The 26,867-nt window shown below is 64.8% G+C and carries 22 protein-coding genes and 2 riboswitches; of the genes, 14 read left to right on the top strand and 8 right to left on the bottom strand.

Features of this window, described 5'->3' with window-relative positions:
- Window positions 1–366, top strand: a 366-nt coding sequence (locus Q6A48_RS20195; protein WP_304556001.1) for a transposase, incomplete at its 5' end; no start/stop codon positions are given.
- A 188-nt stretch (window positions 367–554) separates the two neighbouring features.
- On the opposite strand, the gene Q6A48_RS20190 is transcribed toward Q6A48_RS20195, so the two are convergent.
- The 4 genes from Q6A48_RS20190 to cobW all read right to left on the bottom strand — a co-directional run bounded on the left by Q6A48_RS20190 (window position 555) and on the right by cobW (window position 7,237).
- A complete protein-coding gene (locus Q6A48_RS20190; RefSeq protein ID WP_369811721.1) occupies window positions 555–1,109 on the bottom strand; it encodes a vWA domain-containing protein in 555 nt (184 codons plus the stop codon).
- 101 nt (window positions 1,110–1,210) lie between these two features.
- Window positions 1,211–2,215 (bottom strand): magnesium chelatase ATPase subunit I, encoded by a 1,005-nt coding sequence (locus Q6A48_RS20185; protein ID WP_304556000.1) that lies wholly within the window; start codon window positions 2,213–2,215, stop codon window positions 1,211–1,213.
- A gap of 192 nt (window positions 2,216–2,407) precedes the next feature.
- Entirely contained in the window at window positions 2,408–6,169 is a 3,762-nt protein-coding gene (cobN, locus tag Q6A48_RS20180) for a cobaltochelatase subunit CobN (RefSeq protein WP_304555999.1), read from the bottom strand.
- Between the two features lie 3 nt (window positions 6,170–6,172).
- Window positions 6,173–7,237 carry a cobalamin biosynthesis protein CobW gene (gene cobW, locus Q6A48_RS20175; RefSeq protein ID WP_304555998.1) on the bottom strand — a complete coding sequence of 355 codons (1,065 nt, stop codon included), beginning with the start codon at window positions 7,235–7,237 and terminating at the stop codon, window positions 6,173–6,175.
- A 98-nt stretch (window positions 7,238–7,335) separates the two neighbouring features.
- Window positions 7,336–7,552, bottom strand: a riboswitch (cobalamin riboswitch).
- A gap of 288 nt (window positions 7,553–7,840) precedes the next feature.
- Window positions 7,841–8,061, top strand: a riboswitch (cobalamin riboswitch).
- A 105-nt stretch (window positions 8,062–8,166) separates the two neighbouring features.
- Between cobW and Q6A48_RS20170 the strand changes: the two genes are divergently transcribed.
- From Q6A48_RS20170 to cobM, 4 genes are all read left to right on the top strand, one after another.
- Window positions 8,167–8,355, top strand: a complete 189-nt coding sequence (locus Q6A48_RS20170; protein WP_304555997.1) for a CbtB domain-containing protein — start codon at window positions 8,167–8,169, stop codon at window positions 8,353–8,355.
- Window positions 8,356–8,365: 10 nt separating this feature from the next.
- A complete protein-coding gene (locus tag Q6A48_RS20165; RefSeq protein ID WP_304555996.1) occupies window positions 8,366–9,061 on the top strand; it encodes a CbtA family protein in 696 nt (231 codons plus the stop codon).
- Window positions 9,058–9,462 (top strand): cobalamin biosynthesis protein, encoded by a 405-nt coding sequence (locus Q6A48_RS20160; protein ID WP_304555995.1) that lies wholly within the window; start codon window positions 9,058–9,060, stop codon window positions 9,460–9,462. The genes Q6A48_RS20165 and Q6A48_RS20160 overlap by 4 nt, the downstream gene beginning before the upstream one ends.
- A 74-nt stretch (window positions 9,463–9,536) precedes the next feature.
- Window positions 9,537–10,283: a precorrin-4 C(11)-methyltransferase gene (gene cobM / locus Q6A48_RS20155; protein ID WP_304555994.1), complete on the top strand. Its 747-nt coding sequence runs from the start codon at window positions 9,537–9,539 to the stop codon at window positions 10,281–10,283.
- 154 nt (window positions 10,284–10,437) lie between these two features.
- Here the strand turns inward: cobM and nfuA are convergent, their stop codons facing one another.
- Complete coding sequence (nfuA, locus tag Q6A48_RS20150) at window positions 10,438–11,022, bottom strand: Fe-S biogenesis protein NfuA (protein ID WP_024781251.1); 585 nt, start codon at window positions 11,020–11,022, stop codon at window positions 10,438–10,440.
- 115 nt (window positions 11,023–11,137) lie between these two features.
- Entirely contained in the window at window positions 11,138–13,429 is a 2,292-nt protein-coding gene (locus Q6A48_RS20145) for a fatty acid cis/trans isomerase (RefSeq protein ID WP_304555993.1), read from the bottom strand.
- A gap of 154 nt (window positions 13,430–13,583) precedes the next feature.
- Here Q6A48_RS20145 and metH point away from each other — a divergent pair, with 154 nt between their 5' ends.
- From metH to Q6A48_RS20125, 4 genes are all read left to right on the top strand, one after another.
- A complete protein-coding gene (gene metH / locus Q6A48_RS20140; RefSeq protein WP_304555992.1) occupies window positions 13,584–17,294 on the top strand; it encodes a methionine synthase in 3,711 nt (1,236 codons plus the stop codon).
- Window positions 17,295–17,382: 88 nt separating this feature from the next.
- A complete protein-coding gene (locus Q6A48_RS20135; protein WP_304555991.1) occupies window positions 17,383–17,601 on the top strand; it encodes a DUF2970 domain-containing protein in 219 nt (72 codons plus the stop codon).
- Between the two features lie 541 nt (window positions 17,602–18,142).
- Window positions 18,143–19,801 carry a nitrite/sulfite reductase gene (locus tag Q6A48_RS20130; RefSeq protein ID WP_304555990.1) on the top strand — a complete coding sequence of 553 codons (1,659 nt, stop codon included), beginning with the start codon at window positions 18,143–18,145 and terminating at the stop codon, window positions 19,799–19,801.
- A complete protein-coding gene (locus tag Q6A48_RS20125) occupies window positions 19,785–20,279 on the top strand; it encodes a DUF934 domain-containing protein (protein ID WP_264428407.1) in 495 nt (164 codons plus the stop codon). The genes Q6A48_RS20130 and Q6A48_RS20125 overlap by 17 nt, the downstream gene beginning before the upstream one ends.
- 248 nt (window positions 20,280–20,527) lie before the next feature.
- Here the strand turns inward: Q6A48_RS20125 and sohB are convergent, their stop codons facing one another.
- A complete protein-coding gene (sohB, locus tag Q6A48_RS20120; RefSeq protein WP_304555989.1) occupies window positions 20,528–21,559 on the bottom strand; it encodes a protease SohB in 1,032 nt (343 codons plus the stop codon).
- 225 nt (window positions 21,560–21,784) lie between these two features.
- Between sohB and Q6A48_RS20115 the strand changes: the two genes are divergently transcribed.
- The 4 genes from Q6A48_RS20115 (at window position 21,785) to Q6A48_RS20100 (ending at window position 25,726) form a co-directional block, all read left to right on the top strand.
- Window positions 21,785–22,495 (top strand): histidine phosphatase family protein, encoded by a 711-nt coding sequence (locus Q6A48_RS20115; RefSeq protein ID WP_304555988.1) that lies wholly within the window; start codon window positions 21,785–21,787, stop codon window positions 22,493–22,495.
- Between the two features lie 52 nt (window positions 22,496–22,547).
- Window positions 22,548–22,862, top strand: a complete 315-nt coding sequence (locus Q6A48_RS20110) for an SCP2 sterol-binding domain-containing protein (protein ID WP_304555987.1) — start codon at window positions 22,548–22,550, stop codon at window positions 22,860–22,862.
- A gap of 217 nt (window positions 22,863–23,079) precedes the next feature.
- Window positions 23,080–24,798 carry a hydrogenase maturation protein gene (locus tag Q6A48_RS20105; protein WP_304555986.1) on the top strand — a complete coding sequence of 573 codons (1,719 nt, stop codon included), beginning with the start codon at window positions 23,080–23,082 and terminating at the stop codon, window positions 24,796–24,798.
- Window positions 24,799–24,862: 64 nt separating this feature from the next.
- Window positions 24,863–25,726, top strand: a complete 864-nt coding sequence (locus Q6A48_RS20100) for a LysR family transcriptional regulator (protein WP_304555985.1) — start codon at window positions 24,863–24,865, stop codon at window positions 25,724–25,726.
- A gap of 122 nt (window positions 25,727–25,848) precedes the next feature.
- Here Q6A48_RS20100 and Q6A48_RS20095 read toward each other — a convergent pair whose 3' ends face one another.
- Window positions 25,849–26,088 (bottom strand): HP1242/YdcH family protein, encoded by a 240-nt coding sequence (locus Q6A48_RS20095; RefSeq protein WP_304555984.1) that lies wholly within the window; start codon window positions 26,086–26,088, stop codon window positions 25,849–25,851.
- Window positions 26,089–26,320: 232 nt separating this feature from the next.
- Between Q6A48_RS20095 and Q6A48_RS20090 the strand changes: the two genes are divergently transcribed.
- On the top strand, window positions 26,321–26,842 hold the full coding sequence (locus Q6A48_RS20090) for a DUF4142 domain-containing protein (RefSeq protein WP_304555983.1): 522 nt from the start codon (window positions 26,321–26,323) through the stop codon (window positions 26,840–26,842).
- Window positions 26,843–26,867: the final 25 nt, after the last annotated feature.

The raw sequence follows: 26,867 nt of genomic DNA, 5'->3' as shown, positions 1-26,867 counted from the left end.
CTGCGTGCCGTAAAGGGCTTGGGGCCTGTAACGATTGCCAGCCTGTTTTGCTATCTGCCTGAATTGGGCGACCTCAACCGCGCGCAGGTGGCTGCGTTGGCTGGGGTGGCGCCGTTCAATAATGACAGCGGCGTGAAAACCGGCAAACGCCATATCTACGGTGGGCGCAGAAGATTGCGCCGCGCAGCCTATATGTGTGCGTTGGTGATGGTCCGCTACAACGCTGATTTCAAAGCCCGCTATGCCAGGCTGCGCGCCAAGGGCAAGTGCGCAAAAGTGGCCCTGGTGGCGTGTATGCGGGTATTGCTGGTCCGGCTCAACGCGATGGTGCGCGACGGCACGCCGTGGCGGGATCAAACCGCTTGAGGCCCCGGAGGGGGCCATCTGAGGCCGCGATAGCACCCAAAAGACGACCGCGGGTCGGGTGGGGGTGAAAGACAGTTGGCTCCCACCGGAATTGAGGGTGAGCCAAAATTTTGCGTTCACCTCGGCCCCCCTGTGGGAGCGAGCTCGCTCGCGATGGCGTCCGACCAGACACCCTACACTTACCCCCATTACACTTGATCGATATGCCGGTACTCAGCCCCCAACTGTCCCGCCAACTGCCGGGCGCGGCCCAGGCGGATCGGGCCTCGTTCGATGTCGATCAACAGGCACGGGCAGTCGAGCGACGGCGGCGCCAGGCCTTGCTTCAGCCGTCCGTCCGTCATCACCAGCACCCGTTGCCGCTCCGCCGGGTAGCGCTTGCGCCGGGCTTGCAGCCAACGCCCGGCCTCTTGCAGCGCCGCCTGCAACGGCGTGCCGCCTCCGGCGCCAAGTCCGTCGAGCCAATCCCGCAGGCCGGCCGAGGCCTTGAGGCCCTGCACCTGCCAGCGAGGGGCGTTGCCGCTGGCGGTCAACAGGGCCAATCGCGCCCGCTGTCGGTAGGCGTCGTCAAACAGTTGCGCCAGCAGGCCCTTGCCATCGCTCAGGGCGCGATGGCGACGGGTCGAGGCCGAGGCGTCGACGATCACCAGCCACAGTTCATGGGGCGACCGATGGCGAGCGTGCCAGCGCAGGTCCTCACGCAGGCGTGGCCGGCCATTGAGCAACGTCCCCGGCCAGTTCACCGCACCGCTGGCCGCCGCTTTGCTGCGGCCCTGGCGGCCCTGGTCAAGGCGTCCTGCGCGAGGTCTGGCATCCGCCCCCGCAGCCGAACGGGGGCGAATGCCTAGGGCTTTTTTGGCCAGCTCGGCACGTCACGTCGCGCACCGGTGGGCAAGGCCCGGGCCGGCAGGTCGCCCCACTGGCCCTGGCCTTCACTGGATCGGGCCTCGCGGTCGCTCGTCCCGGGCGCCTGGGACGGCTCGGGTGCCGGGGCGCCGTGCCCACGCCGCCGGTGGCGCAAGGCAAACTCGGCGACCGCGTCGACGTCTTCGTCGGCAATGGCCTGCGCGCCACGCCAAGCGGCATGGGCCCGGGCCGCCCGCAACCAGACCAGGTCGGCGCGCAAGCCATCGACCCCGGCGGCGAAACAGCGCTCGGTAATCTGCGCCAACGCCCTGTCATCCAGGGCGATTCCGGCCAACCGGTCGCGCGCCTGCTGGCAGCGTTCACGCAACGACTGCTGGGCGGTTTCCCATTGCACACAGAAGGCCGCCGGATCCTGGTCGAAATCCAATCGCCGCCGAATGATCTGCCCGCGTTCAGCCGGCGGGGTATGGCCGTCGAGGGCCACGTCCAGGCCAAACCGATCGAGCAATTGCGGGCGCAACTCGCCCTCTTCCGGGTTCATGGTGCCGATCAGCACGAAACGCGCCGGGTGCCGGTGGGAAATGCCGTCGCGCTCGATCAGGTTGGTGCCACTGGCCGCCACGTCCAGCAGCAAGTCCACCAAGTGATCGGGCAGCAGGTTCACCTCATCGACGTACAACACGCCGCCGTCGGCCTTGGCCAGCACCCCGGGAGAGAACCGCGCGCGCCCTTCCCCCAGCGCCGCGTCCAGGTCGAGGGTGCCCACCAGGCGTTCCTCGGTCGCCCCCAGGGGCAAGGTGACGAACTGACCGCTGGCCAGCAGATCCGCCAGGCCCCGGGCCAGGGTGGACTTGGCCATGCCCCGCGGCCCTTCGATCAGCACCCCGCCGATCTTCGGGTCGATGGCGGCCAGGCACAGCGCCAGTTTCAAGTCATCGGCGCCGACCACGGCGGAAAGCGGGAAATGGGGGGTGTCGGTCATGTCTGATTCTCAAGGTTGGTCGGTGACGTCAATGTGAATAGAGTACTTGTGGCGAGGGGATTTATCCCCGCTGGACTGCGAAGCAGGCCCACAACATGGACTAGGGGGTCGCTTCGCAACCCAGCGGGGATAAATCCCCTCGCCACAGGTCAGCCCATTACAGGGTTATGTCTAGCCTGCTGAGCGGGCACGTCAGCCATCTTCCTCTATGTCCAGCAGCAAATTCTCCAGCGCCTCGCGGTACTCGCCCGGTGCCTGCCACATCCCCCGCTGCTGCGCTTCGAGCATGCGCTCGGTCATGTCGCGCAGGGCATCGGGGTTGTGCTGGCGGACGAATTCCCGGGTGTCGGGGTCGAGCAGGTAGGCATCGGCCAGCAACGCGTACTGGTGATCGTCGATCAGCTGCGTGGTGGCGTCGAAGGCGAACAGGTTGTCCACCGTCGCCGCCAGCTCGAACGCACCTTTGTAGCCGTGGCGCTTGACCCCGTCGATCCACTTCGGGTTGGCCGCCCGGGAACGGATGACGCGGTTGAGCTCTTCCTTGAGGGTGCGAATGCGCGGCAGGTCCGGCTGGCTGTGGTCGCCGTGGTAACTGGCCGTCGCCTGGCCACTGAGGGTCTGCGCCGCTGCCAGCATGCCGCCCTGGAACTGGTAGTAGTCATTGGAATCGAGCACGTCGTGCTCGCGGTTGTCCTGGTTCTGCAACACCGCCTGCACCTGGCTCAAGCGCCGGGCGAACGGCTCCCGCGCGGCAGTGCCTTCATCGCTGGCACCGTAGGCGTAACCGCCCCAACTCAGGTACACCTCGGCCAGGTCCTCGCGGCTCTGCCACAGGCGCCCGTCGATGGCCCCCTGCACGCCCGCGCCATAGGCGCCCGGCTTGGCGCCGAAGATCCGCCAGCCGGCCTGTCGGGACGCCGCGTCCGGGGCAAGGCCTGCCGCCAGGAGGCTTTCCCGTTCGCTGCGAACCTTGGCCGCCAGGGGGTTCAGGTCGGCCGGTTCATCGAGGGCGGCAACGGCCTGCACCGCCGCATCGAACAAGCGGATCAGGTTGGCGAAGGCGTCGCGGAAGAATCCGGAAACCCGCAGCGTCACATCGACCCGGGGCCGATCCAGCAGGCTCAGCGGCAGGATCTCGAAATCGTCCACCCGCTGGCTGCCCGTGGCCCACACCGGGCGCACGCCCATCAGCGCCATGGCCTGGGCGATGTCGTCGCCGCCCGTGCGCATGGTGGCGGTGCCCCACACCGACAGGCCGAGCTGGCGCAGGTGATCGCCATGATCCTGCAAGTGCCGTTCGAGAATCAGGTTGGCCGACTGGAAACCGATGCGCCACGCCGTGGTGGTGGGCAGGTTGCGCACGTCCACCGAGAAGAAGTTGCGCCCGGTGGGCAGCACGTCCAGGCGGCCGCGACTCGGCGCACCGCTGGGGCCGGCCGGGACGAAGCGCCCGCCCAGGGCGTCGAGCAGTCCGCGCATCTCCGCCGGGCCGCAGGCGTCCAGGCGCGGGGCGACGACGGCGCGCAGGTGGTCGACGATGCCGCGCACCGCGTCCCAACCCGGCGCATCCAGCGAATCGATGTCGCCCTCCAGCGCCTGCTCGATCAGACGCGCCGCGAACAGTTCCAGGCGCTCGCGGGTATCACCGACGGTGCGCCAGGGGTCCGTGCTGACCTGTTGCAACGCCGCGGGACAGGCGCCGGTCCAGGGCTCGGCCAAGGCACCATCCAGCGGATCGAAGCCCAGCCCGAAAGCCTGGGACAACGCCCGCAACAGGCTCGACTGCGCCCCCTTGCCGTCGCCACGGGGAATGCGCAGCAACGCCAGCAAGGTGTCGATGCGCAGCCGCCCGCCGGGCGACTCGCCAAAGATGTGCAGGCCATCGCGGATCTGCGACTCCTTCAGGTCGCACAGGTAGGTGTCCAGGCGCGGCAGCCAGACCGCCGCGTCGGCATCGGCGTCCAGCGCCAGTTCGCGGTCGATGTGGGTCTCGCGCACCAGGTCCAGGATGTCCCGTTGCAACTCCCGGGCGCGGCGCGGATCGAGCAGTTGCGCCTCGTAGTATTCGTCAGCCAGCAATTCAAGGTTGCGCAGCGGTCCGTAGGTTTCGGCGCGGGTCAGCGGCGGCATCAGGTGATCGATGATCACTGCCTGGGTGCGGCGCTTGGCCTGGGCGCCCTCGCCCGGGTCGTTGACGATGAACGGATAGATGTTCGGCAGCGATCCCAGCAGCGCGTCCGGCCAACAGCTTTCCGACAGGCCGACGCCCTTGCCCGGCAGCCATTCGAGATTGCCGTGCTTGCCAACGTGGATCAGCGCGTGGGCGCCGTAGGTGTGGCGCAACCAGAAATAGAACGCCAGGTAGCCATGGGGCGGCACCAGGTCCGGGTCGTGATAGACCGCGCTCGGATCGACCTGGTAGCCCCGCGCCGGCTGGATGCCGACGAACGTCAGGCCCAGGCGCAGGCCGGCGATCATCAGGCGTCCCTCGCGGAACATCGGGTCCTGCCCGGGCGAGCCCCAGCGCGCCAGCACCGCCTGGCGGTTGGCTTCAGGCAGCGCGTCGAACATGGCCTGGTAGGCTTCGACGGCCAGGCTCTGGTGGCACGGTCGCAGGTCGAGACTGTCCAGGTCGTTGCTGACCCCACCGAGCAATTGCTGGATCAACGCCGTACCGTTCGCCGGCAGTTCGGCCGGCAGTGGATAGCCCTCGGCTTGCATGGCGCGCAGGATATTCAGCGCCGCCGCCGGGGTGTCGAGGCCGACGCCGTTGCCAATGCGCCCGTCCCGGGTCGGGTAGTTGGCGAGGATCAGCGCCACGCGCTTTTCTGCGTTGGGCAGGCGCGCCAGGAGGGTCCAGCGCTGGGCCAGTTCGGCGACGAAATCCATCCGTTCGGGCACGGCCCGGTAGCAGACCACATCGCTCTGGCTGCGTTCGCTGCGCCAGGCCAGGTCCTTGAAACTGATGGGCCGGCTGATGATGCGCCCGTCCAGTTCCGGCAAGGCGATGTGCATCGCCAGGTCGCGGGGGCCCAGGCCTTGCTCGCTGGCACGCCAGCCGGGTTCGTTGTCCTGGGCGCAGATGGCCTGGATCACCGGGATGTCGCGGCGAAACGGCCGCAGGTGGGGCGCTTCCGGGCTGGATTGGGCGAACCCGGTGGTGTTGAGGATCACCCCCGCCTCGACTTCATCCAGCCAATCCTCGACCTGCGCCAGGCAGGCGGGCTCCTTGAGGCTCGCCACGGCGATGGGCAGCGGGTTGAGCCCCGCCGCGTGCAGGCGCTGGCAGAACACGTCGATGAACGCGGTGTTCGCCGCTTGCAGGTGCGAGCGATAGAACAGCACCGCCGCCACCGGCTGGGCGGCCTGCCAGTCGTCCCGCCAGTCGTCGAGGCTGGCGCGCGTCTGTTGCGGGTGATAGATCGCGGTGCGCGGCAGCGCCTGCGGTTCGGCCCACGAATAATCGCGACCGAACCATTGGCTGCCGAGGTTGTAGAACAGATTCAGGGCGTTATCCAGGCCGCCCTGGCGCAAGAACTGCCAGAGGCGGTCGCGCCCCTCGACCGGCACGTTGCTGAGGTCGCTCAGTTCCGGGTCCGGGCGATCGTCCCCCGGCACCAGGATCAACGTCACCCCGCGGCCGGCCAGTTCCATCAACCGTTCGATGCCGTAGCGCCAATAGCCGATGCCGCCATGCAGCGACAACAGGATGACCTTGGCATGGCGCAGCACGTCTTCGACGTACAGGTCCACCGAGGCATGGTTCTGCACCTGCATCGGGTTGGCGAGGCGGAACTGTGGGTAGTCATCCGGCAACTGCCGCGCCGCTTCGGCCAGCAGCGCCAGGCTGGAATCGCCGCTGCACAGGATCACCAGCTCGGCGGGAGACTGCCCCAGGTCGGCAATGTTGTCGTCCGCTACGAAGCCGCCCGGCTGGGTCCTGAGCAGGTGCATGGCTTAGGCGCTGAGGGCGGCGCGCAACTGCGCTTCGAGCAGCCCCGCATCGAGCGCCTGGCCGATCAGCACCAGGCGGGTGACTCGCGCTTCGTCGGCGCCCCACGGGCGATCGAAATGCTTGTCGAAACGCGTGCCGACGCCCTGCACCAGCAGGCGCATCGGCTTGTTCGGGATGGCCGCGAAGCCCTTGACCCGCAGCACGCCGTGTTGCACCACCAGTTGGGTCAGCGCGTCCAGCAACAGGCTCTCGTCGGCCTGGGGCAGTTCGATGGAAATGGAATCGAAAGCGTCGTGATCGTGGTCATCCTCGTCGCCCTCATGGTGATGGTCGTGATGGCTGTGGCGGCCGTCGATGTGCTCTTCGGAGCCCGCACCCAGGCCGATCAGCACGTCCAGCGGCAGGCGACCGCTGCTGGCTTCGATGACCTTGACCGCCGGCGGCAGCTCCTCGGCCACTTCCAGGCGGACTTTCGCCAGGTCCTCGGGGCTGATCAAGTCAGCCTTGTTGAGGATCACCAGGTCGGCGCTCGCCAATTGATCGGCGAACAGTTCGTGCAGCGGCGATTCGTGATCCAGGTTCGGGTCGAGTTTGCGCATGGCGTCGACCTGGTCGGGGAAGGCGGCGAAGGTGCCGGCGGCCACGGCCGGGCTGTCGACCACGGTGATGACCGCGTCGACGGTGCAGGCGCTGCGGATTTCCGGCCACTGGAAAGCCTGGACCAGCGGCTTGGGCAAGGCCAGGCCGGAGGTTTCGATAAGGATGTGGTCAAGGTCGCCGCGCCGCGTCACCAGTTCACGCATTACCGGGAAGAATTCCTCCTGCACCGTGCAGCACAGGCAACCGTTGGCCAGTTCATAGACGCGGCCGTTGGCTTCTTCTTCGGTGCAACCGATGGAGCACTGCTTGAGGATCTCGCCGTCGATGCCCAGCTCGCCGAACTCGTTGACGATCACCGCGATGCGGCGGCCCTGGGCGTTGTCGAGCATGTGCCGCAGCAACGTGGTCTTACCCGAGCCGAGGAAACCGGTGACGATGGTGACGGGAAGTTTGGCCAGTGTTTTCATCGGATGCCCTTTGGCAAGGTGGCGGGCAAACGGGACGACGACCGCAGGCACGGGCGTGCGCGGAAGATTTCGCCACCGGATCACCCCGCCCGGTTGTAGTGAGAATCGGTCTCGAGGCAGGTCTCCTGGCTGACGGCGGGCCAGTCTTTCGACTGGCGATGACTGCGCCTTCCCGTGTGTCCATTGTAGAAATGGCATGCACAGTGGCCTTGCAGAAACAGCACCGTTCACAGTTGCGGGGGCAGCCGCGGCTTGGACCGCGTTCCCTTCTTAGCTTCGGCGCGAAACCGAAGAACCTCGAAGGCGCAAGGCTACGCAGGGTGCGGGGGCGGGTCAATCTCCTGAGCGTTCTGTGGTGCATGGGCGGACCTCATCGCGAGCAAGCTCGCTCCCACAGGATTTCTGTCGAGCCCGATATTTGAAGCCAATGCAGATCCCCTGTGGGAGCGAGCTTGCTCGCGATGGACGCAACGCGGCGTCAGCCTGACAATCTCCGCCAATTTGACGCCCCGCCCCCGCCCGTGCTCTCCTGTGCATGGTTTGCGTAGCGGGTTCTGTTAGCTCAACTTCTGGCATTCGAAGTTGGGCTAACAGAACCCGCTATACAAACCACTCGTTACGGGTGCCCTTCACAGGGTGAAACGGGAAACCGGTGAATCGTGTGCTTACTTCAAGGCCACGTCAGTCCGGTGCTGCCCCCGCAACGGTAAGCGAGCGAAGCGTCTGAACCACTGTGCCCACGGCATGGGAAGGTGACGCTTGCAGGCAAGGCTCAGCCCCTGCCCCTCGCGAGCCCGGAGACCGGCCCATGACTCAAGCATCAACAAACCCGCGGTGGGCGGGCGCTGTTCGAACCCTGGCGGCCTGCGCCCGGGCTTTCATTGCGCTCGATTCACCCACTGGACCCGACAAGAACAGAGGGAAGCGCCATGTCGAGCATCAGCAGCACCGTCCGCACCGCCAGTAGCACCACGACCCTGAGCCAACGCCTGAGCGCGGCGATCCTCGCCTCGATCCTGGGTGCCGGGCTGGTCTATTTCGCCGGTTTCTCCCATATCGAAGCGGTGCACAACGCCGCCCACGATACCCGCCACAGCGCCGCCTTCCCTTGCCATTGAGACCGACGACATGATCAAGCGTATCGCCCAGACCGCCGGTTTCAGCGGACTGCTGGCCGCCCTGCTGCTGACCCTCCTGCAAAGTTTCTGGGTATCGCCGCTGATCCTCCAGGCCGAGACCTACGAAAAAGCCCCGGCGACCGAAGTCCACGAACACGCGGGCGGGGTTGCCCATACCCATGATGCCGAAGCCTGGGAGCCGGAAGACGGCTGGCAGCGCGTGCTCTCCACCACGGGCGGCAACCTGGTGGTGGCGGTAGGCTTCGCGCTGATGCTCGCCGGCCTTTACACCCTGCGCGCACCGACCCGCACCGCCCAGGGCCTGCTCTGGGGCCTGGCCGGCTATGCCACGTTCGTCCTGGCGCCGACCCTGGGCCTGCCGCCGGAGTTACCCGGCACTGCGGCGGCCGACCTGGGCCAGCGGCAGCTGTGGTGGATCGGCACCGCCGCGTCCACCGCCGTGGGCATCGCCCTGCTCGCCTTCGGCAGGCATTGGCTGCTCAAGCTGCTGGGGCTGGCGACCCTGCTGGTGCCCCACGTCATCGGCGCACCGCAGCCCGAAGTCCACTCGATGCTGGCGCCCGAAGCGCTGGAGAGTCAGTTCAAGATCGCCTCGCAGCTGACCAACGTCGCGTTCTGGCTGGCCCTGGGCCTGATCAGTGCCTGGCTGTTCCGTCGTGACGGTCAAGCCCAACACGACGCATGAGCACCGAGCCGATCCTGGTGATCGGCCTGGGCTGCCAGCGTGGCTGTCCGACCGGCACGCTGCGGGCCCTGCTCGACCAGACCCTGCTGGCCCGCGGCATCGGCCTTGAACAGGTGCAGGCCCTGGCCAGCATCGACCTCAAGCGCGACGAACCGGGCCTGCTGGAACTGGCCGAGCAGTTGGCCCTTCCACTGGTCTGCTTCAGTGTCGAGCAGTTGGCCGGTTACCAAGACCGTCTCAGCCATCGTTCCGACATCGCCTTCGAACGGACCGGCTGCTACGGCATTGCCGAAAGCGCCGCCCTGGCCTTGGCCGATCGGTTAGGCACGGCACCGGCCACGTTGCTGATTCCCCGCCAACGCGGCCTCAAGAGCACGCTGGCCTTGGCGGTCGTGGCGTAATTCCCGATAATCCGCGCCCAGGATCATGAGCGATCTTCATTCAAGCGCCACCTAACCCCCTGCAGGAGCCGGTCATGACCGTTTACTTCATCGGCGCCGGCCCCGGCGACCCGGAACTCATCACCGTCAAGGGCCAGCGGCTGATCCGTCACTGCGCGGTGATCATCTACGCCGGCTCCCTGGTGCCGACCGCCGTGCTGGAAGGCCACCGCGCCGAACAGGTGATCAACAGCGCCGAGCTGCACCTGGAACAGATCATCGAATTGATCGAGACCGCGCACCACAAGGGCCAGGACGTCGCCCGGGTGCACTCCGGGGACCCGAGCCTGTACGGCGCCATTGGCGAGCAGATTCGCTGCCTGCGGGAGCTGGGCATCCCGTTCGAGATCGTGCCAGGGGTCACCGCCACGTCAGCCTGTGCCGCCCTGCTGGGCGCCGAACTGACCCTGCCGGACGTGTCCCAGAGCGTCATCCTGACCCGCTACGCGGACAAGACCACGATGCCCGCCGGCGAAGCGCTGGGCAGCCTGGCGCAGCACGGCGCCACCCTGGCGGTGCACCTGGGGGTCAATCACCTGGAGAAAATCCTTGGCGAACTGCGGCCTCACTACGGCGCGGATTGCCCGATCGCCGTGATCCACCGGGCCACATGGCCGGATCAGGATTGGGTGGTGGGGACGCTGGCCGATATCGCCGAAAAGGTCCAGGCCAAGGGCTTTCGCCGCACGGCGCTGATCCTGGTGGGGCGCGTGCTGGGCAATGACGTGTTCAGCGAGTCGTCGCTGTACCGCGCCGGGCATGCGCACCTCTACAGGCCTTGACTCGCCAGAGAGTCCACCTGGCTCCCCCTGTGGGACCGAACCTGTGGGAGCAAGGCTTGCCCGCGAAGGTGTCGCCTCGGTCTATCAGCTACACCGAGGTGTTTGCATCGCGGGCAAGCCTTGCTCCCACAGATTAGGACTGGTATCGCAACAATCAGTAATAGGCGTTCTCTTTCTGCGTGTGGTCGGTCACGTCGCGCACGCCCTTGAGCTCGGGGATGCGCTCGAGCAAGGTGCGCTCGATGCCTTCCTTCAGGGTCACGTCGGCCTGGCCGCAGCCCTGGCAGCCGCCGCCGAACTGGAGCACGGCGATGCCGTCTTCCACCACGTCGATCAGCGAAACCTGGCCGCCGTGGCTGGCCAGCCCCGGGTTGATTTCGGTTTGCAGGTAGTAGTTGATGCGCTCGTTGATCGGGCTGTCGGCATTGACCATCGGCACCTTGGCGTTTGGCGCCTTGATGGTCAGCTGGCCGCCCATGCGGTCGGTGGCGTAGTCGACCACGGCGTCATCGAGGAACGCTTCGCTGAACGAATCGATGTAGGCAGTGAAGCTCTTGAGCCCCAGCGCGGTGTCCTCGGGTTTCTCTTCCCCAGGCTTGCAGTAGGCAATGCAGGTTTCAGCGTACTGGGTGCCGGGCTGGGTGATGAAGATACGGATCCCGATACCCGGGGTGTTCTGCTTGGACAGCAGGTCGGCCAGGTAATCGTGGGCGGCATCGGTAATGGTTATGGCGGTCATGGAAACTCCTCGCAGGCTTGCCGGCAGTTTACGCCAATCATCGCGCCGGACAAAGTCCCAGTATTTTTGTCAGGAAAGCGACCGGCGCTGCGCTCCGCGCAACCGGCCGCTCATCTCAGAGGTTCTGGTAGCGATTCATGTCCAGCACACCGGCCTCCAGGGGATCGGTCTCGCGAATGTACTCGCTCAAATCGTGGAAATAGAACCAGAACTGCGGATGACTGCGGCGAATCCCCCAGCGCTCGACAATCCGCTCGAACGCCGGTTCATCCTGGGCGCTTTCCATGGCGTCGACGAACGCCGGCACTTGCCCAGCCGGGATGTTGAAGATGAAGTTCGGGTAGCTGCTGAGCACGCCCGGGTAGACCGTCAAGGTGTCCAGCCCCGGCTGGTAACGCAGTTCCTCGCCCAGCAGGAACGCCACGTTGCTGTGGGCCCGGTTGCGCATCAGGCTGTAGATTTCACGGTGGCCGCCTGGGGTCTCGACTCGCAGCAGGGTCGCTTCGGGCAACTGGTGGATCACGCCGAGCCCCGCCGCCGGGCGCGAGACCAGGCGACTGAGGGCCTGTTCGGCGTTCTGCAGGGCCGGGTCGATGTTCGGCCGCGAGCAATAGGCGCCCTCGCAACGGTTGATCGGGTCGGGGCGCGCATTCAGCTCGCCATAGCGAGCCAGCAATTGCCGGGTGAAGTCGCGCATCGGGTCGTGTTCGTCGAGCTTGAGCGCGGTCGGCTTGTCGTCGTCGATGGACTCGTAATCGAGCCACATCTTGAATTTACCCCCCGACTGGTACCAGTCGTCGAGGTAGGCATCGCGGGAGTCGGCCGGCATCAGGCGCAGGAAGTTCTGCTCCGCGCCGTTGCGGATCAGGTCGAAGTACAGCCGGGTCTGGGCCTGGTGGGACACATTGCCGAACACGTCGAAGTTCACCGCCAACTGGTAATAAGTGCGCTCCAACAGCGGGAAGTCGAACAGCCACATGGTCTGGGGCACGTCGCCGATCAGGCCCTTGGTCACCGAGGCACTGTCGAAGTGCCGGAAGATGCTCAACAGCGCATTGTCGTTGCCCGCCCATAACGTCGACCAGCTCGGCGCCGGCAGTTCGGCGTAGTTGTCGCGGCGCAAGGCTTCGTACGCGTTGCGCTTGTCGCGGTAGTCGCGCCACAGGCTCAGCACACTGCCGACATCGTCGTTCTGCCCCGGCATCGCCAGCAGCGGCGTGGCCTGGCCGCGATAGTTGGGATCGGTGATGTACAGGTCATGCTCGGGGGCCTGGAACAGCGCCCAGAAGTTGTCGCGGATCACGTCGGTGGCGATCTGGCCCCGGCACACCGGCCCGCGGATGAAGGTGCGCACGAAGTACTCGGCGTTATCGAGCATGAACTGGTAGCGAGCCTGGGCCGGGATCGCTTCGAAGGTGGAGAACGGGTTGGCCCGGCGCTCCGGCCCATAGCCAGGCAACGCGCTGACCTGCCATTTGCCGCTGTAGAACAGGCTTTTGACCCGCGCCATCTTGGCCGGGCTCAAGCCATAGGTGATGTGGGTCTTGTGCACGATCACCCCCTGCACCGGCCAGAGCCGGTAATAGATGCGGGTACCGGGATCGTCGTTGGGGCGGCGGGTGTTGATCAGGTCGATGGGCTGGCCGGTGGGCGTGCGCGAACGCACCCACTGGAAGAAGTGCCCCGGCTCGCCGTCCTTGAAATAAATGTGCGCCAGGAACCAGTGCTCGAACAACCAGCGCCCCACCAGGCTTTCCCGGGCACCCGGCGCGTTGAGCAGGTTTTCCCATTGCACCACCTGCAAGGCCTCGGCGGCGCTTGGGGCCAAGCCCTGCTGGTCGATGGGCGCACCGGCGGCCAGCCAGCGTTGCAGGGTCTGGTATTGCTGGTCGGTCAAACCGGTGACGGCCAGGGGCATGCCCTCGCGCGGATGCGCGGCGGCGTACTCGTCGAACTGCCCCGGCATCGCACAGCTGTTGTCCCGATTGAGGCCGAGCACGATGTCCTCGGGCAGCTTGGCGTTGGGCACCAATGGCGTGCGATGGCCCAGTTCCAGCATCCGCGCCATCAACGCCGCCTGGCTGCCCTGGGCATCGAGGACCGAATAGAACCCCTTGCGCTGCCAGGCGAGCGAACCGGAAGCGTCGTAGAACAAGCGGGTCGGCTCTGCCGCCACCCGCCGCTCGCCGTCATACACCGACAACTTGCTTGCGCCCCGGGCGGCACCCTCGCCGCTGCCCAGGTTCAATTGGCAGGCGGAGTCGTAGCAGGCGTGGCAGGCCACGCACTTTTCCGTGAAGATCGGCTGGATGTCGCGGGTATAAGAAAGCGCCGGCGCGGGATCCCGGGCTACTGCAATGAAAGACCACAGCAGCAACAGACTGCCGACGAAAACGCGGTACGGCATGTCGCGGATCCTGAATGAGAGTCCGGCGATTCTACCGGGCCAGCATCCGCTTGCAAACATGAGCGAGATTCATGCAAAAGCCGCCTGCGATCAAATACCGCACAGGTTTGCTATCATCCCGGCTTTCGTCATCGTCATTTTTCCAGGTAGTCCTATGTCTGATCGCAGCGCTCGCCTTTATCTTCTCCAGCAAGCCCTCAAGGAACGCATCCTGATCCTCGACGGCGGCATGGGCACGATGATCCAGAGCTACAAGCTGGAAGAGCAGGACTACCGCGGCAAGCGTTTCGCCGACTGGCCGAGCGACGTCAAGGGCAACAACGACTTGCTGGTGCTCAGTCGTCCCGACGTGATCGGCGCCATTGAAAAAGCCTACCTGGATGCCGGCGCCGACATCCTCGAAACCAACACCTTCAACGCCACCCAGGTGTCCCAGGCCGACTACGGCATGCAGGGCCTGGCCTACGAGCTGAACGTGGAAGGCGCGCGCCTGGCCCGCCAGGTGGCTGACGCCAAGACCCTGGAAACCCCGGACAAGCCGCGCTTCGTCGCCGGCGTACTCGGCCCGACCAGCCGCACCTGCTCGCTGTCGCCGGACGTGAACAACTCCGGCTACCGCAACGTGACCTTCGATGAACTGGTGGAGAACTACACCGAGGCCACCAAGGGCCTGATCGAAGGTGGCGCCGACCTGATCCTGATCGAAACCATCTTCGACACGCTGAACGCCAAGGCCGCGATCTTCGCCGTGCAAGGGGTCTACGAAGAACTGGGCGTCGAACTGCCGATCATGATCTCCGGCACCATCACCGACGCCTCCGGTCGCACCCTCTCCGGCCAGACCACCGAAGCCTTCTGGAACTCCGTGGCCCACGCCAAGCCGATCTCCGTGGGCCTGAACTGCGCCCTCGGCGCTCGCGAACTGCGGCCGTACCTCGAAGAGCTGTCGAACAAGGCCAACACCCACGTGTCGGCGCACCCGAACGCCGGCCTGCCCAACGAGTTCGGCGAATACGACGAACTGCCGGCCGAGACCGCCAAGGTCATCGAGGAATTCGCCCAGAGCGGCTTCCTGAACATCGTCGGCGGCTGCTGCGGCACCACCCCGGCGCACATCGAGGCCATCGCCAAGGCCGTGGCCGGCTACGCGCCACGGCAGATCCCGGAGATCCCCCGGGCCTGCCGCCTGTCGGGCCTGGAGCCGTTCACCATCGACCGCAGCTCGTTGTTCGTCAACGTCGGCGAGCGGACCAACATCACCGGTTCCGCCAAGTTCGCCCGGTTGATCCGCGAGGACAACTACACCGAAGCCCTGGAAGTGGCCCTGCAGCAGGTCGAGGCCGGCGCCCAGGTGATCGACATCAACATGGACGAAGGGATGCTCGATTCGAAGAAGGCCATGGTGACCTTCCTCAACCTGATCGCCGGCGAACCGGACATCTCCCGCGTGCCGATCATGATCGACTCGTCGAAATGGGACGTGATCGAGGCCGGCCTCAAGTGCATCCAGGGCAAGGGCATCGTCAACTCCATCAGCATGAAGGAAGGCGTCGAGCAGTTCATCCACCACGCCAGGTTGTGCAAGCGCTACGGCGCCGCCGTGGTGGTGATGGCCTTCGACGAAGCCGGCCAGGCCGATACCGAGGCGCGCAAGAAGGAAATCTGCAAGCGCTCCTACGACATCCTGGTCAATGAAGTCGGCTTCCCGCCGGAAGACATCATCTTCGACCCGAACATCTTCGCCGTCGCCACCGGTATCGAAGAGCACAACAACTATGCCGTGGACTTCATCAACGCCTGCGCCTACATCCGCGACGAACTGCCCTACGCGCTGACCTCGGGCGGGGTGTCCAATGTCTCCTTCTCGTTCCGCGGCAACAACCCGGTGCGCGAGGCGATCCACTCGGTGTTCCTGCTCTATGCGATCCGCGCGGGCCTGACCATGGGCATCGTCAACGCCGGCCAGCTGGAGATCTACGACCAGATCCCGGTGGAACTGCGCGACGCCGTGGAAGACGTGATCCTCAACCGCACGCCCGAAGGCACCGACGCCCTGCTCGCCATCGCCGACAAGTACAAGGGCGACGGCAGCGTCAAGGAAGCGGAAACCGAGGAATGGCGCGGCTGGGACGTCAACAAGCGCCTGGAGCACGCGCTGGTCAAGGGCATCACCACCCACATCGTCGAGGACACCGAGGAATCGCGCCTGTCCTTCGCTCGCCCGATCGAGGTCATCGAAGGCCCCTTGATGGCCGGCATGAACATCGTCGGCGACCTGTTCGGCGCCGGCAAGATGTTCCTGCCCCAGGTGGTCAAGTCGGCGCGAGTGATGAAGCAGGCCGTGGCCCACCTGATCCCGTTCATCGAAGCGGAAAAAGGCGACAAGCCGGAGGCCAAGGGCAAGATCCTGATGGCCACGGTCAAGGGCGACGTCCACGACATCGGCAAGAACATCGTCGGCGTGGTGCTCGGCTGCAACGGCTACGACATCGTCGACCTGGGCGTGATGGTGCCGGCGGAGAAGATCCTGCAAGTGGCCAAGGACGAGAAATGCGACATCATCGGCCTGTCCGGCCTGATCACCCCGTCCCTGGATGAAATGGTCCACGTGGCCCGCGAGATGCAGCGCCAGGATTTCCACCTGCCGTTGATGATCGGTGGCGCCACCACCTCCAAGGCCCACACGGCGGTGAAGATCGAGCCCAAGTACAGCAACGATGCGGTGATCTACGTCACCGACGCCTCCCGCGCCGTGGGCGTTGCCACGCAGTTGCTGTCCAAGGAACTGAAAGCGGGGTTCGTCGAGAAGACCCGCCAGGACTACATGGACGTGCGCGAGCGCACCGCCAACCGCAGCGCCCGCACCGAGCGCCTGAGCTACTCCGCGGCCATCGCCAAGAAGCCGCAGTTCGACTGGAGCAGTTACCAGCCGGTCAAGCCGACCTTCACGGGCGCCAAGGTGCTGGACGATATCGACCTGAACGTGCTGGCCGAATACATCGACTGGACGCCGTTCTTCATTTCCTGGGACCTGGCCGGCAAGTTCCCGCGCATCCTCACCGACGAAGTGGTCGGGGAAGCCGCCACCGCCCTCTACGCCGACGCCCAGGCGATGTTGCGCAAGCTGATCGACGAAAAGCTCATCAGTGCCCGCGCGGTGTTCGGCTTCTGGCCGGCCAACCAGGTGCATGACGACGACCTGGAAGTCTACGGCGACGACGGCAAGCCTCTGGCCCGCCTGCATCACCTGCGCCAGCAGATCATCAAGACCGACGGCAAGCCGAACTTTTCCCTGGCCGACTTCGTCGCGCCCAAGGACAGCGGCGTGACCGACTACGTGGGCGGCTTCATCACCACCGCCGGCATCGGTGCCGAGGAAGTGGCCAAGGCCTACCAGGACGCCGGCGACGACTACAACTCGATCATGGTCAAGGCCCTGGCCGACCGCCTGGCCGAGGCGTGCGCCGAATGGCTGCACCAACAGGTGCGCAAGGAACACTGGGGCTATGCCAAGGACGAGAGCCTGGACAACGAGGCGCTGATCAAGGAGCAGTACACCGGCATCCGCCCTGCCCCCGGCTACCCGGCCTGCCCGGACCACACCGAAAAGGCCACGCTGTTCCGCCTGCTCGACCCCGAGGCCAGCGAGCTCAAGGCCGGCCGCAGCGGCGTGTTCCTCACCGAACACTACGCCATGTTCCCGGCGGCGGCCGTCAGCGGCTGGTACTTCGCCCATCCCCAGGCGCAATACTTCGCCGTGGGCAAGATCGACAAGGACCAGGTGCAGAGCTACACCGGCCGCAAGGGCCAGGACCTGAGCGTGACCGAGCGCTGGCTGGCGCCGAATCTGGGGTATGACAACTGAGTGAGGGGATCACGGCCGGTAACGGCCGTGATCCCTTTTTCCAAGGGTTGTCTATGCTTGTCCCAGACCCATGGCAGACGAGGGATTTATGGACGATCCAATCGACAACAAGCCACCAACCCTGTGGCAGATGATGCACAGCGTGCTGGCCGCCGCTTTCGGCGTGCAAAGCGGCAAGAACCGCGCCCGCGACTTCACCCACGGCAAACCGAGTCACTTCGTGATACTGGGCATCGCCTTCACGGTGATCTTCGCCCTGACGCTGCTGGGCATCGTCAAGCTGGTGGTGCATTTGGCGGGGTTGTAACCTTTTTTGATTTGCACACGCCCCTGTGGGAGCGAGCTTGCTCGCGATAGCGGTGGTTCAGTAGGTATCGACTCCGACTGACACTACGCTATCGCGAGCAAGCTCGCTCCCACAGTTTTTTTGCATGGATGAACGGTTATTGGTGGCTGACCCAGAAAACCGCGGTGCCCACCACCAGGATGATCAGGAACAGAATGGCCCAGGCATCAACGGTACTGTCGCTTTTCCTTGCTTTGGTCGGATTGCTCATTGCATCGCCTCTTGTCGGTTTTTTAGGTGATTGCAGAAAGACTCGACCACAGTTAAGACGATGATTGCCCATACGACAAATGTGGGTTACACGCCGATAGATCTCATTAGGCCATTTGGTTCTTTACATATACTCAAACATCACTTTTGCGCATAACTCAAAACAGGTATCTTGCACCGGCTCCTCTAGGAGTGCGCGGCCGTGCGCGCAGAATTGCCGAGGCAGAACCCGATTCCAGCGAGCCAATACGCAGCTGTTTCTGATCGGCCCAAGCCTGAGACCGAGACTTATATGTACGTATATGACGAGTACGATCAGCGGATCATCGAGGACCGCGTCAAGCAGTTCCGTGATCAGACCCGACGCTACCTGGCAGGCGAGCTGAGCGAAGAAGAATTCCGCCCTCTGCGCTTGCAGAATGGCCTGTATATCCAGCGTTTTGCCCCGATGCTGCGCGTGGCCGTGCCTTATGGCCAACTGACCTCGCGCCAGGTGCGCAAGCTGGCCCAGATCGCCCGCGACTACGACAAGGGCTACGCCCATATCAGTACCCGCCAGAACGTCCAGTACAACTGGCCGGCCCTGGAAGACGTGCCAGAGATCCTGGCGGAACTGGCGACCGTGCAGATGCACGCGATCCAGACCAGCGGCAACTGCCTGCGCAACGTCACCACCGACCAGTTCGCCGGCGTCGCCGCCGATGAGCTGATCGACCCGCGCCCGTGGTGCGAAATCGTCCGCCAGTGGACCACCTTCCACCCGGAATTCGCCTACCTGCCGCGCAAGTTCAAGATCGCCATCAACGGCTCGTCCTCGGACCGCGCCGCCATCGAAGTCCATGACATCGGCCTGGAGACGGTCTACAACGCCGCCGGCGAGCTGGGCTTCCGGGTGCTGGTGGGCGGTGGCCTGGGGCGTACGCCGGTGGTCGGTGCGTTCATCAACGAGTTCCTGCCGTGGCAGGACCTGCTCAGCTACCTCGACGCCATCCTGCGGGTGTACAACCGCTACGGTCGTCGTGACAACAAGTACAAGGCGCGGATCAAGATCCTGGTCAAGGCGCTCACGCCTGAAGTGTTCGCCGAGAAGGTCGAAGCCGAGATGGCCCACCTGCGCGGCGGCCAGACCACCCTGACCGAAGCCGAAGTCCATCGCGTCGCCAGGCACTTCGTCGACCCGCAGTACAAGACCCTGGGCAACCAGGACGCCGAACTGGCGGCACTCGACAAGCAGCACCCGGGTTTCGCCCGCTGGCGCAGCCGCAACACCCTGGCCCACAAGAAGCCGGGTTATGTCGCGGTGACGCTGTCGCTGAAACCGACCGGCGTCGCGCCGGGCGACATCACCGACAAACAACTGGATGCCGTGGCCGACCTGGCCGAGCGCTACAGCTTCGGCCAGCTGCGCACCTCCCACGAGCAGAACATCATTCTGGCGGACGTTGAACAGGCTCAACTGTTCACCCTCTGGGGCGAGTTGCGCGAACAGGGCTTCGCCACGCCGAACATCGGCCTGCTGACCGACATCATCTGCTGCCCGGGCGGTGACTTCTGCTCCCTGGCCAATGCCAAGTCGATCCCGATCGCCGAATCGATCCAGCGTCGCTTCGATGACCTGGACTACCTGTTCGACATCGGCGAGCTGGACCTGAACATTTCCGGTTGCATGAACGCCTGCGGTCACCACCACGTCGGCCACATCGGCATCCTCGGCGTGGACAAGAAAGGCGAAGAGTTCTACCAGGTCTCCCTGGGCGGCAGCGGTAGCCGCGACGCCAGCCTGGGCAAGATCCTCGGCCCGTCGTTTGCCCAGGACGACATGCCTGACGTGATCGAGAAGCTGATCGACGTGTACGTGGAGCAGCGTACCGAAGACGAGCGCTTCATCGACACCTACCAACGTATTGGCATCGACCTCTTCAAGGAACGCGTCTATGCAGCGAATCATTAAGAACAACGAGGTCATCGACGAGAGCTGGCACCTGCTGCCCAAGGACGCGACCCTCGACGGCATTTCCAACTGCGACGACCTGATCGTGCCCCTGGCCCTGTGGCGCGACCATGCCCACGCCCTCAAGGCCCGCGACGGCGGCCTGGGCGTCTGGCTGGATGCCGACGAAGAAGCGGAAGAGATCGGGGATGACGCCAACCAGTTGCAAGTCATCGCCCTGAACTTCCCGGCCTTCACCGATGGCCGTAGCTACTCCAACGCTCGCCTGCTGCGTGAGCGCTATGGTTTCAAGGGTGAATTGCGAGCGATTGGCGACGTGCTGCGCGACCAGCTGTTCTACATGCGCCGCTGCGGTTTCGACGCCTTCGCCCTGCGCGCCGACAAGGACCCGTACGAAGCGCTCGAAAGCCTCAAGGACTTCTCGGTGACCTACCAGGCCGCCACTGACGAGCCGCTGCCGCTGTTTCGCCGCCGTTAAGACCTGCCCCATGAAAAAGCCCTGATCCGGGTTTACCGGTTCAGGGCTTTTTTGTGTGTACGGTGTCTTGAATCCACCCAGCTCTACTGTGGGAGCGAGCTCGCTCGCGATAGCGGTGGCTCAGCTTGCATCGATGTCGAATGTGCCGCCGTCATCGCGAGCAAGCTCGCTCCCACATGGGATTTTCAGAGGATACAAATCTTGTGCCCGGCCCAAATCCCACCAGGATGGATATCTATTCTTCAGTATTACCAGAACCGCTGCTGGGTCAGGCGACTCCACCAGCTCAACAGCACCCGGTCCACCGATCCGCTGGCCGCCATGCCGATGCGTTCCTGCAGGCTTTTGCGCTCGGCGTAGTGCAGGTGGTAGAGCTCGGCGCCCTTGGCCCGTTCGGCCAGGTATTCGTCGCTGGTCTTCAGTTCGTCCACCAGGCCTTTGCCCAGGGCCGCGACACCCAGCCAGACCTCGCCGGTCGCCACTTCGTCGATGGCCAGTTGCGGACGGTAGTTGGAAACGAAGTTCTTGAACAGTTCATGGGTGATGTCCAGGTCTTCCTGGAATTTCTCCCGGCCTTTCTCGGTGTTTTCGCCAAACACCGTCAACGTGCGCTTGTACTCGCCGGCGGTCAGTACCTCGAAATCGATGTCGTGCTTTTTCAGCAGGCGGTTGACGTTGGGCAATTGCGCCACGACGCCGATGGAGCCCAGGATGGCGAACGGTGCGCTGATGATCTTCTCGCCGATGCACGCCATCATGTAGCCGCCGCTGGCCGCCACCTTGTCGATGCAAACCGTCAACGGCACGCCGGCCTGGCGGATCCGCGCCAGTTGCGACGAGGCCAGGCCATAGCTGTGGACCATGCCGCCGCCGCTTTCCAGGCGCAGCACCACTTCGTCCTTCGGCGTGGCCAGGGTCAGCAGCGCGGTGATTTCATGGCGCAGGCTCTCGGTGGCCGATGCCTTGATGTCACCGTCGAAATCCAGCACGAACACCCGGGACTTGGGCGCCGGCTTGGCCTTCTGCTTCTTCTGGGCTTTTTCCGCCTTGCCCTCGGTCTTGCGCAGGGCCTTGAGCTGGTCCTTGTCCAGCAGCGTCTGTTCCAGGCGCTCGCGCAGCCCCTTGTAGAAATCGTTGAGCTTGCTCACCTGCAACTGGCCGGCCGACTTGCGCCGCCCTTTGCTGCGTAGCGCAGCAAAACTGGCCAGCACCACCAGGATGGCGATCACCAGCGTCACAGTCTTGGCCAGGAACCCGGCGTACTCGATGAAAAACTCCACAGCGACTCCTTAAATGCAATGCGCCACTGAACGCAGGCGCGTAACGCCTCCAGCATACCCATGCGCCTGCGTCGCGGCCAGCCAAGAAACCTATGGTTACCTCGCTGCGGCGAGGCGCGGCAAGGCTCCAACGGACATTTCAAACAAGCGTATGTTTTTTCATTGACAGCTCACCGCCATCCTCATAACCTCGCCAAACCTTCAACGTACCGGGATGACGCGGACGTGGGCAGCATCTATCTGATTCGACATGGCCAGGCCTCCTTCGGTGCGGACGACTACGATGTCCTTTCGCCCAACGGCGTGCGCCAGGCCCAAGTGCTGGGTAGCCACCTGGCGGAACTGGGTGTCGTGTTCGATCGCTGCCTCTCGGGTGACCTTCGGCGCCAGCAGGACACCGCCACCGGTGCACTGGGCCAGATGAGCGCCGCCGGGCTGCCGGTTCCCGAGCTGGAAATCGACGCGGCCTTCAACGAATTCGATGCCGACGCGGTGATCCGCGCCTTGTTGCCGGACATGCTCGCGCAGGAGCCCGAAGCACTGGATGTGCTGCGCAACGCCGCGCAGAACCGTGCCGAGTTCCAACGCATCTTCGCGCTCATCGTCGAACGCTGGCTCGATGGGCGCTACGACCCGCCCGGGCTGGAAAGCTGGCTGGGCTTCGTCGAGCGGGTCCAGGGCGGCCTGCAGCGGATCCTGGAACAGGCCGACAACAGCCAGAAGATCGCCGTGTTCACCTCCGGCGGCACCATCACCGCCCTGCTCCACCTGATCACCCGGATACCCGCCCCACAAGCATTCGAGCTGAACTGGCAAATCGTCAACACCTCGCTCAACCACCTGAAGTTCAGGGGTCGCGAGGTGGCCCTGGCGTCCTTCAACAGTCATGCCCACCTGCAACTGCTGAAGGCCCCGGACCTCATCACCTTCCGCTGAGGCCGAATTACCGCAGACCCTTGCTGTATCAACCCAAATAAGGATCGACACCATGACCTCCGTAGCCGCCGCCGTACAAAAGATGCAAGCCAAGTTCAACCCAGCCGCCGCTGCCGGCCTGGACCTGGTCTTCGGTTTCCGCATTGACGACGACAAGCATTTCTCGCTGATCGTCAAGAACAGCACCTGCGAACTGGAATCCGGTGAAAACCCGGACGCCCAGGTGACCCTGGTGATGGACAGCGAAACCCTGGAAGGCATCGTCGACGGCAGCACCGACGGCATGCAGGCATTCATGGGCGGCAAGCTGCGCACCGAAGGCGACATGATGCTGGCGATGAAACTGTCCGAGTTGTTCCCAAGCTGAGACCAGGCCCGCGCCCTTCGCGCGCCTGTCGCCTGCAAGCGAATCCCGCCCCCGTGGCGGGATTCGTGTTTCTGCGCGCCGCTGAAATTCCCCCAGCGCACACAACCTTGATCCCTGTCAGCTTCGCCCCCTCCTTCAACGGCTAACTTGACGCCTCCATCAGCCAGGGACGGCTCATCGGGAGCCTGCGCCTGCTCATCTCAAGGAAGGGAATTCCATGCCTGCACTGAAGATCATCCTGCTCTCGAGCGCGTTCAACGGCCTGACCCAGCGCGTCTGGCTGGACCTGCGCGAATCCGGCTATCGCCCCAGCGTCGTGCTGTTCACCGATCCGGACACGGTCTGCCGGGAGATCGAAGACAGCGGGGCCGACCTGGTGATCTGCCCCTTTCTCAAGGACCGGGTCCCCCAGCGACTGTGGCGCAACCCCCGGCGTCCGGTGGTGATTATCCACCCCGGCATTGTCGGTGATCGCGGCGCCAGTGCCCTGGACTGGGCCATCATGCGCCAACCCGAACACTGGGGCGTCACGGCGCTGCAAGCCGTCGAAGAGATGGATGCCGGGCCGGTCTGGGCCACTTGCCAATTCCACCTGCCCGAAGGCCTGCGCAAATCCGAGCTGTACAACGGGCCGGTCAGCGATGCCGCGGTCCAGTGCGTCCGCGAGGTCGTGCGAAAATTCCTCGATGGCTTCACGCCAGTGCCGCTGGACTACAGTGATCGCGACGTCGTCGGACGCCTGCAACCGAACATGACTCAGGACGACCGCACGTTCAGCTGGCACGACAACAGCGCGTTCATCAAGCGCTGCATCGACGCCGCTGACGGCCAGCCAGGCGTGCTGGCCAGCCTGGCCGGCGGTCAGTTCTATTTGTACGACGCCCATCTGGATGGGCGTCGCGGCGTGCCCGGGGACCTGCTGGCCGTGCGTGACGATGCGGTGCTGGTCGCGACCGGCGATGCCAGCCTGTGGATCGGTTCCCTGCGCCTCAAGCCGCAGCCCGGCGAGCAGACCTTCAAGCGACCGGCGCGCCACGTGCTGGCACAACGGCTCGCGGGCGTTCCGGTCATCGAAGGTTCACCGGCCCGTCAACCGTTCAGCGACGAACCCTACCAACCCATCCGCTACCGCGAGTGCGGCCATGTGGGCGAATTGACGTTCGAGTTCTACAACGGCGCGATGAGCACCGAGCAATGCCAGCGCCTGGCGGAGGCGTTGCGCTGGGCCAAGTCCCGGGACACCGAAGTGCTGCTGGTGCGTGGCGGCCGCGGCAGCTTTTCCAACGGCGTGCACCTGAACGTGATCCAGGCCGCCGCCGACCCCGGGCTGGAAGCCTGGGCCAACATCCAGGCCATCGACGACGTCTGCCTTGAACTGCTCAGCGCCCGGCAGCTGGTGGTCAGCGGCTTGACCGGCAATGCCGGGGCCGGCGGCGTGATGCTGGCCCTGGCGGCGGACATCGTGCTGGCGCGGCGTGACATCGTGCTCAACCCCCACTACGCGACCATGGGCCTGTATGGCTCGGAATACTGGACCTACAGCCTGCCGCGGGCCGTGGGTCCGGACAGGGCACGCGCACTCACCCAGGATTGCCTGCCCATCAGCGCCACCCAGGCCCTGGACGATGGCATGGTCCAGGAAATCGGCCCGCGCTGTCCCGACGAGTTCGGCCTGTGGCTGTTACAACGGGCCAACAGCGCCCTGCTCGATCCGGCCTATGAAAGCCTGCGGGTGCGCAAGGCCGAACGCAGCCTGCCGGCAATCCAGGCTTGTCGCGACGGCGAGCTGGCACAGATGCGCCGCGACATGGTGGACAACCGCCACGGCTTTGCCGAGAAGTGCCGTCGATTCGTGTTCAAGCACCGCGCCTGCCGCACGCCGCAACGCCTGGTGGCGCCGTGGGCGCGAACCGAGCAGGCCCAGGCCGTCCAGTAATTCCCCGGTATCGGGCAAGCGTGGCAGCTCTTACAATGCCCGCTTCCCCCGTACTGGCCTGAACATGGACATCGACCTCGCCCGCACCTTCCTGGAAATTGTCCGCCACGGCAGCCTCGCGGCCGCGGCCGAAAAACTCCACGTCACCCAGACGGCAATCACCGCCCGGGTGCAGAAGCTCGAAAGCCAGCTCGGTTGCGCGCTGTTCGTGCGCAACCGCGCCGGCGCGCGGCTGACCGCCGATGGCGAAGCGTTCGTGGTCTATGCCAACCAACTCGTGCAGACCTGGGAAGCGGCCCGCCGGGACTTGCCGCTGCCCGAAGGCTATCGCAACGTCTTGCACCTGGGTGGCGAGGTCAGCCTGTGCAACCCATTGATGCTCGCCTGGGCCGGGGCACTGCGCCAAAGGATTCCCGGACATGCCCTGCGCATGGACATCCGCGACGGTGAAACACTGCTGCAACAGCTGGAGCTGGGCCTGCTGGACGCGGCGGTGGTGTACCAGCCCGAATACTGGCCACGGCTGCAAGTGGAGCAATTGCTGGAAGAGAAGCTGATCCTCGTGCGCCTCGCCGCATGCCCCGAGCCCTACGTGTACATCGACTGGTGCGCCGATTTCCGTCGCCAGCACGACACGGCGCTCCCCGACAAAGCCAAGGCGGCCGTGACCTTCAACCTCGGCCCGCTGGCCTTGCAGTACATCCTGGAGCATGGCGGCAGCGGCTACTTCCGCACCCGTGTCGTGCAGAGCTACCTGGACAGCGGCATCCTGGAACGGGTGCCGAAGGCGCCGGAATTCAACTACCCGACCTACCTCGTCTACTCCCGGGACAGGGATTCAGCGGCGTTGCAGCAGGCGTTCGAGGTGTTGCGAGACATCGTCAGGACCGGCAGCGACTGGTCCCAACGTTGGGATCCGTTGAGCTGAAGAAGGGTCATGCAAGTAGATGGGGGGCCGCTTCGCGGCCCGACGGGAGCAAGCGCCCTCGCCACGACGGCCCCCTGCCGATCCAAGGGCCCCGGCAATACCCGGGGTTTCGGATCGGCCTGTCACTGCATCTGCAGGTGCTCGGCAATCTGGTCCTTGATCAACAAGCGCTTTTTCTTGAGCGTTTCCAGGGCGTCGTCGGACAAGGCTGGGGAAGACGGCTTCTCGGCGTCGACCACCTCGGCATCAAGTTGGGAGTATTTGTGAAGTAACGAGTCGAGCCTTGGGTTCTCGCTGCGTTTTTGCTGGATGTGGTCTTTTGTGCAGTTGAGATCCTGGCACAAATCGTGAGACACCGGCATGGAACACCTCCTTTCTGGTGGGTCGGTGGCAGACGCCCTCGCGGCTCCCGCTTGCGGCGCCCGTCGATTATCAGGATGGCCTCCCCGACGGGGTTCTGTCGACCGCCTATCCGACCAGCGGTGACCGTTCGTCGTCGCGCTGCGCTTTCCAAGCAAACCTTTCTCCGCCCCGGGCCCTCCATTGCACAGAGACGAAACGAATCGTCCTTTAACCCTCAGCGGAGACTTACCTATGGACGGATTTACCCTGCGTCAACTCGGCCTGGCTATCGCCTTGAGCACCAGCATGGGCACAGCCTGGGCTGCGACTTCCAACGACTTCGTCGACAACGCGGCGGCCGGTGGGATCGCGGAAATCGAAACCAGCAAGCTGGCCCTGGAGAAAAGCGCCTCGGCGGACGTCAAGGAGTTCGCCAACAAGATGATCGCCGATCACACCAAGGCCAACCAGGAACTGATGGCCCTGGCGAAAAAACACGACATCGAAGTGCCGGACGAAACCACACTGGTGAAAAAGGCCAAGGCCAAGATCCTCGACATGCGTGATGAGTCCTTCGATGCGGCCTACGCCAACAACCAGGTGAAGGCCCACGAAGAAACCATCGAGCTGTTCAAGAAAGAAGCCGAGACCGTGACGGACGACAAAAAGGCCGGCAACACCGAGCTCAAGGCATTCGCCCAGAAGATGCTGCCAGACCTGCAACATCACCTGGACGCCGCCAAGAAGCTCCAGGCCGCCCATCCCAGCAAGTAATGCAGCAAGCCCGGCCGTGGTGCCG

The sequence above is a fragment of the Pseudomonas citrullilanati genome, from assembly GCF_030580855.1.
GTDB classification, from domain to species: domain Bacteria; phylum Pseudomonadota; class Gammaproteobacteria; order Pseudomonadales; family Pseudomonadaceae; genus Aquipseudomonas; species Aquipseudomonas citrulli.
Note: the sequence above shows the minus strand (reverse complement) of the source record. Positions and strands in the feature narration are given on the sequence as shown.

Excerpts from the sequence above, each read along its gene's own strand:
- cobM (WP_304555994.1), top strand. The coding sequence starts at position 9,537 with ATGACCGTTTACTTCATCGGCGCCGGCCCCGGCGACCCGGAACTCATC.
- metH (WP_304555992.1), top strand. The coding sequence starts at position 13,584 with ATGTCTGATCGCAGCGCTCGCCTTTATCTTCTCCAGCAAGCCCTCAAG.
- cobN (WP_304555999.1), bottom strand. The coding sequence starts at position 6,169 with ATGCACCTGCTCAGGACCCAGCCGGGCGGCTTCGTAGCGGACGACAAC.
- Q6A48_RS20130 (WP_304555990.1), top strand. The coding sequence starts at position 18,143 with ATGTACGTATATGACGAGTACGATCAGCGGATCATCGAGGACCGCGTC.
- cobW (WP_304555998.1), bottom strand. The coding sequence starts at position 7,237 with ATGAAAACACTGGCCAAACTTCCCGTCACCATCGTCACCGGTTTCCTC.
- Q6A48_RS20185 (WP_304556000.1), bottom strand. The coding sequence starts at position 2,215 with ATGACCGACACCCCCCATTTCCCGCTTTCCGCCGTGGTCGGCGCCGAT.
- Q6A48_RS20165 (WP_304555996.1), top strand. The coding sequence starts at position 8,366 with ATGATCAAGCGTATCGCCCAGACCGCCGGTTTCAGCGGACTGCTGGCC.
- nfuA (WP_024781251.1), bottom strand. The coding sequence starts at position 11,022 with ATGACCGCCATAACCATTACCGATGCCGCCCACGATTACCTGGCCGAC.
- Q6A48_RS20160 (WP_304555995.1), top strand. The coding sequence starts at position 9,058 with ATGAGCACCGAGCCGATCCTGGTGATCGGCCTGGGCTGCCAGCGTGGC.
- Q6A48_RS20135 (WP_304555991.1), top strand. The coding sequence starts at position 17,383 with ATGGACGATCCAATCGACAACAAGCCACCAACCCTGTGGCAGATGATG.
- Q6A48_RS20125 (WP_264428407.1), top strand. The coding sequence starts at position 19,785 with ATGCAGCGAATCATTAAGAACAACGAGGTCATCGACGAGAGCTGGCAC.
- Q6A48_RS20110 (WP_304555987.1), top strand. The coding sequence starts at position 22,548 with ATGACCTCCGTAGCCGCCGCCGTACAAAAGATGCAAGCCAAGTTCAAC.
- Q6A48_RS20105 (WP_304555986.1), top strand. The coding sequence starts at position 23,080 with ATGCCTGCACTGAAGATCATCCTGCTCTCGAGCGCGTTCAACGGCCTG.
- Q6A48_RS20090 (WP_304555983.1), top strand. The coding sequence starts at position 26,321 with ATGGACGGATTTACCCTGCGTCAACTCGGCCTGGCTATCGCCTTGAGC.
- Q6A48_RS20095 (WP_304555984.1), bottom strand. The coding sequence starts at position 26,088 with ATGCCGGTGTCTCACGATTTGTGCCAGGATCTCAACTGCACAAAAGAC.
- Q6A48_RS20145 (WP_304555993.1), bottom strand. The coding sequence starts at position 13,429 with ATGCCGTACCGCGTTTTCGTCGGCAGTCTGTTGCTGCTGTGGTCTTTC.
- Q6A48_RS20100 (WP_304555985.1), top strand. The coding sequence starts at position 24,863 with ATGGACATCGACCTCGCCCGCACCTTCCTGGAAATTGTCCGCCACGGC.
- Q6A48_RS20170 (WP_304555997.1), top strand. The coding sequence starts at position 8,167 with ATGTCGAGCATCAGCAGCACCGTCCGCACCGCCAGTAGCACCACGACC.